This is a genomic window from Mycobacterium sp. (genome assembly GCF_040509115.1).
Classification (GTDB): Bacteria; Actinomycetota; Actinomycetes; order Mycobacteriales; family Mycobacteriaceae; genus Mycobacterium.
In genome coordinates, this window is record NZ_JBEVLO010000012.1 from 1 (window position 1) to 10213 (window position 10213).

Genomic DNA, 10213 nt, shown 5'->3' on the forward strand with positions numbered 1-10213 from the left:
CGTCAGCGAGTTCCTCTGCAGCTTCCTCAGCGTCCCCGTCGCCCTGCTCTGTAGCCGCGTGCACCTCGGCAGCCGAATCCTCAGCCGCGGCGACCTCGTCACCCTCGACCGACCCCAGACCGATCTCGTTCTCGGCCGACTCGCGGGACGCGGACTCCTCGACGTCGGGCTCCTCGGCGGGAGCCTCTTCGGCAGCAGCCTCTTCGGCAGACTCCGACTCGGCAGACTCGGGCTCGGCAGCGACGTCCTCGGCAGACTCCGGCTCGGCAGCGACATCCTCGGCCGCTGCCTCAGCGTCCGCGGCGCCCTGCTCTGTAGCCGCGTGCACCTCGGCAGCCGAATCCTCAGCCGCGGCGACCTCGTCACCCTCGACCGACCCCACACCGATCTCGTTCTCGGCCGACTCGCGGGACGCGGACTCCTCGACGTCGGGCTCCTCGGCGGGAGCCTCTTCGGCTGACTCCGGCTCGGCGGTCTCGGGCTCGGCGGACTCCGGCTCGGCAGCGACATCCTCTGCAGCGACATCCTCGGCCGCTACCTCAGCGTCCACGGCGCCCTGCTCTGTAGCCGCGTGCACCTCGGCAGCCGAATCCTCAACCGCGGCGACCTCGTCACCCTCGACCGACCCCAGACCGATCTCGTTCTCGGCCGACTGCTCGGGGGCGGGCTCCTCGGGACTGGATGCTTCTGCCTCGACCGCTTCCTGGCCCACTAGAGCACCGATCGCGGCGGGGCGTTCCTCGGCGGCGGCACCGACCTCGGCGAACTCCTCGGCCTCTGCGATGTCCTCCGACGGCGCCGTCTCGACCTGCTCGACGAGGTCCTCGGCCTCCGCGGCGGCCTCCGATCTGACGTGGCCGGATTCGACCGGGTCGTGGTCACCTGACGAACCGCCATCGTCGTCCGCGCCGGCGAGCTGCACGGCGGCGAGGACGCCGGACGTGGCTTCCACGGCCTTGAGGTCGTCGATGACTTCCTCGCGCCGGGCTTCGTCGGGAACCTCGGAATCCTTGCCCTGCAGCGTCGCCGGATCCTCGCGCCCCTTGGGCGCGACCATGATGTAGATCACCGCGCCGATGAGGACGAACATCGAGGTAAACGAGTTGACCCGAATACCGGCGATGAGCGTCGCGTCGTCGCTGCGCATCAACTCGACCCAGAACCGGCCGACGCAGTAACCGGCCACATACAGCGCGAACAACCGCCCGTGCCCGAGATTGAAGCGGCGGTCGGCCCAGATCAGCACTGCGAAGACCAGCAGGTTCCAGAGCAGTTCGTACAGGAACGTCGGATGGACGACGGTGTACACCTGTCCCGTCGACACCCCGTCGAGCGAATGCGGGCTGACGACCCCCGACGGGTCTAGGCGGTTGTAGATCGTCAGGCCCCAGGGCAGGTCCGTCTCACGGCCATAGAGCTCCTGGTTGAAGTAGTTGCCAAGCCTGCCGATCGCCTGCGCCAAGATGATTCCCGGCGCGACCGCATCCCCGAAGGCGGGCAACGGAACTCCCATGCGACGGCAGGCGATCCACGCACCAACGCCGCCGAGCGCGACCGCACCCCAAATCCCCAGGCCGCCGTCCCAGATGCGAAGGGCCGCAACAAATCCCGCGCCGTCCGGCCCAAAGTACTTGGGCCAGTCCGTGATTACGTGATAAAGCCGGCCACCGATCAGACCGAACGGGACCGCCCAGAGTGCGATGTCGTAGACGACGCCACGTTCGCCACCGCGGGCCGCCCAACGGCGGTCGCCGATGATCAGCGCCGCGACGATCCCGGCGATGATGCACAACGCATATGCCCTGACGGGGAAGATCCAGAGATGCCAGACACCTTGGGATGGGCTCGGGATGTAGGCCAGAACCGTCGTGGTCACAGTGAAATCCCTGAAATCCTTTGTCGGACGCCTTGGGCGAGCTCTTCGGTCAGTGCCTTGACTGCGGGGATGCCGTCGCTGAGCGCCGACACCAGCGCCGAGCCGACGATGACGCCGTCGGCATAGGAGCCGATTTGCGCGGCCTGCTCACGCGACCGTACGCCCAACCCGACGCCGATCGGGATGTCCGAGACTTCCCGCACCCGGCGGACCAGCTCCGGCGCAGCGTCGGACACGGCATCGCGGGCTCCGGTCACGCCCATGGTCGACGCCGCGTAAACGAACCCGGACGACGCCTCGACCGTGGCCGAAAGACGTTCCGGCGTCGACGACGGCGCCACCAGGAAGATGCGATCTAGGCCGTGTGCGGCCGACACCTCGATCCACTCGTCGGCCTCGTCGGGAATCAGGTCGGGCGTGATGAGACCGAGCCCACCTGCCGACGCCAAGTCCCTGGCGAAGGCGTCCACGCCCCACTTCAGCACGGGATTCCAGTACGTCATGACCACGGCGTTGCCGCCGGCCTTCGAGATGGCCTCGACCGCCGACAGGGCGTCGCGCACTCTCACCCCACCGCGCAAGGCGACCTCGGCGGCGGCAGCAATGGTGGGCCCGTCCATCCCCGGGTCGGAATACGCAACGCCGACTTCGACGATGTCGCAACCGGATTCGGTCATCGCGGTCATCGCTGAGATCGACGTCGCCACATCGGGGTAACCCGTTGGCAGGTAACCGATCAACGCCGAACGATTCTCGGAACGGCAGGTCGCGAACAGGGTCGACAATCGACCTGCCGTCATTGCGGCGTCCCCTTGTCGTCGAGCAGGTCGAACCACTTCGCTGCCGTCTCGACGTCCTTGTCACCGCGTCCGGAGAGGTTCACCACGATGATCGCACCGGGCCCGAGTTCGACACCGAGGTTCAGTGCGCCTGCCACCGCATGGGCCGATTCGATGGCCGGGATGATGCCCTCCGTCCTGCACAGCAGCGCGAATGCGTCCATCGCCTCGGTGTCGGTGATGGGCAGGTACTGCGCGCGCCCAGAGTCCTTGAGGAACGCATGCTCCGGCCCGACGCCCGGGTAGTCCAAACCCGCTGAGATCGAATGCGATTCGACGGTCTGGCCGTCTTCGTCCTGCAGCAGGTACGAGAACGAGCCCTGGAACGCGCCCGGCGTGCCGCCGGTGAACGTTGCCGCGTGACGACCGGTCTCCACGCCGTCGCCCGCCGCCTCGTAGCCGACGAGCCGGACGCCGGGATCGTCGATGAACGCATGGAACACGCCGATCGCGTTCGACCCGCCACCGATGCACGCGGTCACTGCGTCGGGCAGCCGCCCCGCCTGCTCCTGGATCTGCGCCCGCGCCTCCATCCCGATGACGCGCTGGAAGTCGCGCACCATGGTGGGAAACGGATGTGGCCCGGCTGCCGTGCCGAACGCGTAGTAGGTGTCGTCGGCGTTGGCGACCCAGTCTCGGAACGTCTCGTTGATCGCGTCCTTGAGCGTCTTGGACCCAGACTCGACGGACACGACGTCGGCGCCAAGGAGCCGCATCCGCGCGACGTTCAGCGCTTGACGCGCCGTATCGACGGCACCCATGTAGATGACGCACTGCAGACCGAGCAGAGCACACGCCGTCGCGGTCGCCACGCCATGCTGACCTGCTCCCGTCTCGGCAATGATCCGCGTCTTGCCCATCTGCTTGGCGAGCAGGGCCTGGCCGAGCACGTTGTTGATCTTGTGAGAACCCGTGTGGTTCAGGTCTTCTCGCTTGAGGAACAACCGTGCACCACCGGCATGCTCGGACAGGCGCGTCGCCTCGTACAGCGGTGACGGCCTGCCGGTGTAATGACGCTGCAGACGGTCGAGCTCGTCGAGGAACGTCTGGTCCGACCGCGCCTTCTCGTACGCCGCCGTCACCTCTTCGATGACCGCCATCAGTGCTTCTGGGACGAGCCTTCCGCCATAGGGACCGAAGTGGCCCTTGGCATCCGGATCGTGAATCGTGGGTTCGGCGACAGCTGCGCTAGCGCGCGGCAGCTCAGGGCCAGCGAGGTTTGCCACTGGCTCAGCGAGCGGGCTTCGGACAGGACGGGTGTGTGCCTGCGGTAACGAGATCGGCAACGGCGCTCCTGGGATCCCCGCTGGTGACTAGTCCCTCCCCGACTAGAACGGCATCGGCGCCCGCGCCTGCATAGGCCAGCAGATCCGCGGTGCCTCGGACGCCGGATTCGGCGATTCTGATGACGTTGGACGGCAGCCCCGGCGCGATCCGCGCAAAGCAGTCCCTGTCGACCTCGAGCGTCTTCAGATCACGCGCGTTGACGCCGATGACACGGGCCCCGGCCTGGAGAGCGCGGTCGGCCTCCTCCTCGGTGTGGACCTCGACGAGCGCCGTCATCCCGAGAGATTCCGTGCGGTCGATCATCGAAACCAGAGCAGACTGTTCGAGCGCCGCCACGATCAGCAGCAGCATGTCGGCGCCATGGGCGCGGGCCTCGTGGATCTGGTACGGACCGACGATGAAGTCCTTGCGCAGCACGGGAATCGACACCGCGGCGCGGACGGCGTCGAGGTCGTCGAGGCTCCCGTGGAAGCGGCGCTCCTCGGTAAGGACGCTGATCACACGCGCGCCACCGTCCTGGTAGGCACGGGCCAGCTTGGCCGGATCCGAAATCGTCGCGAGCTCGCCGCGCGAGGGGCTCGCGCGCTTGACCTCGGCGATGACGCCGATGCCGTCTGCGCGCAGTGCGGCCATCACGTCGCGCGCAGGCCGGGCGTCCTTGGCTTTCTGCTTGATGTCGATGAAGCTGACGAGGGCCTCGCGAGCGGCTACGTCGGCTCGAACTCCCTCGATGATCGAGTCGAGCACGGTCCCCGAACTCATGAGCCGTCGCTTCCCTTCATGCCTTCTCAAACCCCCAAACGATCTTTCCACCGAAGGGTAGTCGCCAGCGCCCCATGGGCTGTCACCGCCCCTCGTTCTCCGGAGTGGGGCGCTCCTGGCCGGGATCTCGGGTGGGATCCAGGCCCTCGTCGAGGGCGTCCCAGATCATCCGTTCCGACATCGCGTCGTCGGACGCATCCTGGCGCGCCGCCTCGCGCCGCGCCGCCGGTGCCAGGTACTTCCCCGACGTGTTGATTACGCCACCGGTCGTTGCGCCGCTGTTCTTCGCGGCGGTGCGCACGAGCAGAACCGCCGCCGCCAACGTGGCGACGGCTGCGACGAGCACCAGCGCTGCGCCTCCGTAGTGGCGTTCGGTGTCGACCAGCGCGGTGATCGGGATCTGCGCCAGATCTGACGCCCGGACCGCGTCGTCGCGAATCACCCACAGCCCGACGCCCAGGTACCCCATCCCCGCGCTCGCGGCCGCGAGCAGCACCGCAAGGAGTCGCAGGGCCCAGCCTCGCACCGCAAGGGCCGCCACCGCGGCCGCGAGAACCAGCAGCGCCAGCGGCACCAGGGCCGTCGACCACGAGGCGCCGTTCAGGGTGGTGGACTTCGGCTGACCGAGCCCGTCGAAGGACTCGACGTCCACCCACGGCATCCGCGATCCCGCCCACAGCGCCAAGGCAGCCAGGCCGAGGAACAGCTGGGCGATGCGCGTCATGGCTCCATCAGCGTTTCCGCAGCCGCGACCGCATTGAGCACCGCGCGGGCCTTGTTGGCCGCCTCGTCGAACTCGTATGGCCCGTTGGAATCGGCGACCACGCCACCGCCTGCCTGCACGTATGCCGTCCCGTCCCGCATGAGGGCGGTCCGGATCGCGATGGCGAAGTCGGCGTTGCCCGCGAAGTCGAGATAGCCGAGCACTCCCCCGTACAGGCCGCGACGCGTCTTCTCGACCTCCTCGATCAGCTCCATCGCCCGAACCTTCGGAGCGCCCGAGAGAGTGCCAGCCGGGAAGCATGCCGTGACGGCGTCGAGCGCCGTCTTGCCGTCGGCGAGGTGTCCGGTGACGGTCGACACCAGATGCATGACGTGGCTGTAGCGCTCGATGTGGCTGTAGTCCTCCACTCGGACGGTGCCCGGCACGCACACCCTGCCGAGGTCGTTGCGTCCGAGGTCGACCAGCATCAGGTGCTCGGCGCGTTCCTTCTCGTCGGACAGCAGCTCCTTCTCCAGCAGCACGTCCTCCTCCTCGGTCGTGCCTCGCCACCGCGTCCCGGCGATCGGATGGGTGGTGGCCTTGCCGTCGACCACCGTCACCAGCGCCTCGGGACTGGATCCCACGATCGAGAAGTCAAGCCCACCAACGTCGTTGGGGACGTTGAGCAGATACATGTACGGGCTCGGATTGCTCACCCGCAGCATCCGGTACACATCGAGGGGATCTGCGTGGGTCGTCATTTCAAACCGCTGCGACGGCACCACCTGGAACGCTTCGCCCGCCTCGATGTCCCCGACGAGCTTCTCCACGATCGCCGAGTACTCCTCGACGGTGCGCTGCGAGCGGTGCTGCGGCGCAGGCCTGCTGAACGTCGCCACCGTCGACGGCAATGGTTCGCCCAGTGCCGCGGTCATCACGTCCAGCCGAGCGACCGCATCGTCGTACGCGGTGTCGACGTGCTCGTCGGTGCCGTTCCAGTTCACCGCGTTCGCAACCAACGTGATGGTGCCCTCGTGGTGATCGACCGCGGCGATGTCGGTGGCCAGCAGAAGCAGCATGTCCGGCAGTTTGAGGTCGTCCACCGCCAGGTCGGGCAACCGCTCCAGCCTGCGGACCATGTCGTAGGCGAAGAAGCCGACCATGCCACTGGTCAATGGCGGCAACCCGGGCAGCGTGCCCGTGGCCAGTAGTTCGACGGTGGCGCGCAACGCCGCCAGCGGGTCACCTCCACGCGGTGCGTCCTTGGGCGTGACGCCGAGCCAGGCGGCCTCACCGTCACGGACGGTGAGTGCCGACGGAGCGCCAGCGCCGATGAACGACCACCTCGACCAGGACCGCCCGTTCTCCGCCGACTCCAGTAGAAACGTGCCGGGCCGGTTCGCGGCCAGCTTGCGGTACGCGGACAGCGGCGTCTCGCTGTCGGCGAGCACCTTGCGCGTGACGGGCACGACTCGGTGCTCGGCGGCCAAGGCCCGAAAGTCGTCACGCGAGGTCGTGGTGGCGAGGCTCGCGGGCGGGATCGACGCGATGGTGGAGGGTTCGTGCACGGGACAATCCTCCCAGACCCGCCGAAGGCGTCCGCCATTCAGCCAGGCGTAGCGTCACCGCCATGAAACGTGGTGACCAGGTGGCAGAGTTCGAGCTGCCCGATCAGACGGGTACGAGGCGGAGCCTGACGAGCCTCCTTGCCTCCGGCCCCGTCGTCCTGTTCTTCTACCCGGCCGCGATGACGCCAGGCTGCACCAAGGAGGCGTGCCACTTCCGCGACCTCGGCGCCGAGTTCGCCGCCGCGGGTGCGAACCGGGTCGGAATCTCCACCGACGCCGTCGACAAGCAGGCCCAGTTCGCCTCCAGCCAGAAGTTCGACTATCCCCTGCTATCGGACGTCGACGGCGCCGTGGCGACGGCGTTCGGAGTCAAGCGCGGACTTCTCGGCAAGCTCGCGCCCGTCAAGCGGGTGACGTTCGTGATCGACACCGACAAGACGGTGCTCGACGTGATTGGCAGCGAGTTCAACTTCAACTCGCACGCCGACAAGGCACTCGAGGTGTTGCGTTCCCGGTGAAACCCGTTCTGCAACTTGACGACGTGACGTTCCGGCGGCACGGCAAGCAAATCATCGACGGCATCTCCCTTACGGTCAACGAGGGTGAACACTGGGCGCTTCTCGGCCCCAACGGCGCAGGCAAGAGCACCCTGCTTGGCTTCTGCGGCGCGGTCACGTTCCCCAGCTCCGGCACCGTCCGGGTGCTCGGCGAACAGATGGGTCGGACCGATCTGGCCGTGCTTCGCCGCTCCATTGGTCACGTGAACCCGCGGCATCAGCTGCAATACCCACGCACCGTGCTCGAGGTGGTGCTCACCGGCATCACCGGCACCAACGACCTGCCACTGCGTTGGACGCCGAGTGTCGAGGATCTGGAGCGGGCCCGGGACATGGTCGAGACGGTCGGGCTGACCCGCATCGCCGACGAGGTGTGGCCGACCCTGTCCCAGGGTGAGCGCGGGCGCACACTCATTGCGCGAGCGCTGATCTCGGGGCCGCGCCTCTTGCTGCTGGACGAACCCTCCACCGGCCTGGACGTCGCCGCGAGGGAACAGCTGTTGCAGACCATCGATTCGCTGGACGAGGCCCACCCCGACGTCGCATCGATCCTCGTCACCCACCACCTCGAGGAACTGCCCAGCACCACGACGCACGCGTTGCTGATCGCGGAGGGGCGCACCGTCGCCAGTGGACCCGCGCTGGAGACCGTGAATACCGCGAACGTCACCGAGGCGTTTTCGCATCCCGTTCAGGTCGGCTACCACGACGGCCGTTGGAGCGCCCGCGCCAAGTCGACCCGGATGGACGTCTAGCGGGACCCGGGCGTTGGGGCTCGGGACGTCTTCGGGTACGAACCGGTGCTTTTAGCATGTGGCTCTGACGTTTTGGTGGCGTGCGACTGGGGTTGTGCACAGTTGGTGATTGGTCCACAGGCCGGTGTTGGTTCGGTCGCTGGGGACGGTTCACGTCCGTGGTCGTACGTATGTTCGAGTCATGTCGGTGATGGCGGTTCGGGAAGCGGTCGAGGGGCTGCGCGTGGCGCTGGCCGATTGCGACGTCCAGGCCATGACCCACACCGAGGTCTTCGCCGTGCTCGACGAGCTGGAAACCCTGTCCTGCCAACTACCCACCCACTGGCATCGCGGGTTGGCCCGGCTGCAGACCGACACCAGCTCCCAGCAGTGGGGCGCCAAATCGTGGCGCGACGTACTGACCGTGCGGTGGCGACTGTCCCCGACCGAAGCGTCACGCCGCCTGACCGAGGCCGCCGTGCTGGGACCCCGCCGGACGCTGATCGGCGAGCCGCTGGAACCGCTGCTGCCCGCCACCGCCGCCGCCCAAGAGCTGGGGGTGATCACCGCTGAGCACGTCACCGCCCTGCGCAAGGCGATGGCCAGGATGCCCGGGTTCCTCGACCCGGCCACCCACGCCCAGGTCGAGGTCGACCTGGTCCGCACCGCCGCCGGAGCCAGCCCCAAGGACGTCACCGACCACGCCGCACTGACCCTGTTCCTGCTCGACCAGGACGGCCCCGAACCCACCGACGAGCAACGCCAACGCACCCGTGGGATGTCGATGAGTGCGCAGCGCCGCGACGGGAACTCCACGATCAGCGGGGAACTCACTCCCGAAGCTCGCGCGACGTGGGAGGTCCTCTTCGCCAAGTACGCCGCCCCAGGGATGTGCAATCCGGCCGACCCCGAGCCCTGCACCTCGGGCACCCCCAGCCAGGAACAGATCGACAACGATCATCGCAGCCTGGCCCAACGCCAGCACGACGCGCTCATCGCGGTCGGACGGATCGCCCTGATGAACCACCTGGGGAAGCTCAACGGGCTGCCGGTGTCGATCATCATCCGCACCACCCTGCAGGACCTCGAATCCCGCGCCGGGATCGGCGTCACCGGCGGCGGCACCCGCCTACCGATCACCGACGTCCTCCGCCTCGCCGCCCACGCCCATCACCACCTTGCCGTGTTCGACCGCGCCACCGGCGCCGCCCTGGACCTGTTCCGCTCCAAACGCATCGCCTCCCCCGCCCAACGCATCATGCTCATCGCCCGCGACGGCGGCTGCACCAAACCCGGCTGCACCGTCGGCGCCTACGGATCGCAGGTCCACCACGCCACCGCCGACTGGCACCACGGCGGCCTCACCAACGTCGACGACCTCGCCCTGGCCTGCGGCCCCGACAACCGCCTCGTCGACACCCACGGAGGCTGGAGCACCCGCATCAACGACCACCACGACGTCGAATGGATCCCACCGGAACACCTCGACACCGGCCAGACCCGTACCAACACCATTCACACCCCCGAAAAACACCTCCGACCGCCAGAAGACCCACGACCCAACGGCGACAACGAGACTCGCGACCACCGCACCCACCCCGGGGAGAACCGTCCCGACCCCGACCCCGCCACGCCGTCCAACACGAACGATCCCAGCGAACCGGACGAGCCCGGCGAACCCGGCGAACCCGGCGAGCCGGACGAACCCGGCGGACCCGAACCACCGCCTCGGATCGGGGCGACACGCTAGCCGGCGGCGCGGGCTTCGGCCATCCGACGCCTGGCTTCGCGGTGGCGCGTGATCGGCGTCGTATCGACGATGCGCCGGGCCATCGTCGCCAGGAATCGTGCGGGCTGCAGCGGAGCGGGCACGGTGTCGTGGCGGAT

9 protein-coding genes are annotated in these 10213 nt (G+C 68.1%); 3 read left to right on the forward strand and 6 right to left on the reverse strand.

Annotated features, from left to right (window positions below; translation table 11 throughout):
* The 6 genes from lgt to ABW137_RS01175 all read right to left on the reverse strand — a co-directional run.
* The coding region (lgt, locus tag ABW137_RS01150; RefSeq protein ID WP_526396023.1) for a prolipoprotein diacylglyceryl transferase at nucleotides 1-1876 on the reverse strand (1876 nt) is incomplete at its 3' end.
* A complete protein-coding gene (gene trpA / locus ABW137_RS01155) occupies nucleotides 1873-2676 on the reverse strand; it encodes a tryptophan synthase subunit alpha (protein WP_526396025.1) in 804 nt (267 codons plus the stop codon). The genes lgt and trpA, both read right to left, overlap by 4 nt.
* Entirely contained in the window at nucleotides 2673-3941 is a 1269-nt protein-coding gene (trpB, locus tag ABW137_RS01160) for a tryptophan synthase subunit beta (protein WP_526396027.1), read from the reverse strand. The genes trpA and trpB overlap by 4 nt, the downstream gene beginning before the upstream one ends.
* A 4-nt stretch (nucleotides 3942-3945) precedes the next feature.
* Nucleotides 3946-4764, reverse strand: a complete 819-nt coding sequence (trpC, locus tag ABW137_RS01165) for an indole-3-glycerol phosphate synthase TrpC (protein ID WP_526396029.1) — start codon at nucleotides 4762-4764, stop codon at nucleotides 3946-3948.
* A gap of 82 nt (nucleotides 4765-4846) precedes the next feature.
* Complete coding sequence (locus tag ABW137_RS01170) at nucleotides 4847-5488, reverse strand: TIGR02234 family membrane protein (protein WP_526396031.1); 642 nt, start codon at nucleotides 5486-5488, stop codon at nucleotides 4847-4849.
* Nucleotides 5485-7008, reverse strand: a complete 1524-nt coding sequence (locus ABW137_RS01175; protein ID WP_526396039.1) for an anthranilate synthase component I — start codon at nucleotides 7006-7008, stop codon at nucleotides 5485-5487. Before ABW137_RS01175 ends, ABW137_RS01170 begins: the two co-directional genes overlap by 4 nt.
* An 89-nt stretch (nucleotides 7009-7097) precedes the next feature.
* Between ABW137_RS01175 and ABW137_RS01180 the strand changes: the two genes are divergently transcribed.
* From ABW137_RS01180 to ABW137_RS01190, 3 genes are all read left to right on the forward strand, one after another.
* Nucleotides 7098-7553 (forward strand): peroxiredoxin, encoded by a 456-nt coding sequence (locus tag ABW137_RS01180; RefSeq protein WP_526396033.1) that lies wholly within the window; start codon nucleotides 7098-7100, stop codon nucleotides 7551-7553.
* Nucleotides 7550-8347, forward strand: a complete 798-nt coding sequence (locus ABW137_RS01185; protein ID WP_526396035.1) for an ABC transporter ATP-binding protein — start codon at nucleotides 7550-7552, stop codon at nucleotides 8345-8347. Before ABW137_RS01180 ends, ABW137_RS01185 begins: the two co-directional genes overlap by 4 nt.
* A gap of 181 nt (nucleotides 8348-8528) precedes the next feature.
* Nucleotides 8529-10076 (forward strand): HNH endonuclease signature motif containing protein, encoded by a 1548-nt coding sequence (locus ABW137_RS01190; protein ID WP_526396037.1) that lies wholly within the window; start codon nucleotides 8529-8531, stop codon nucleotides 10074-10076.
* Nucleotides 10077-10213: the final 137 nt, after the last annotated feature.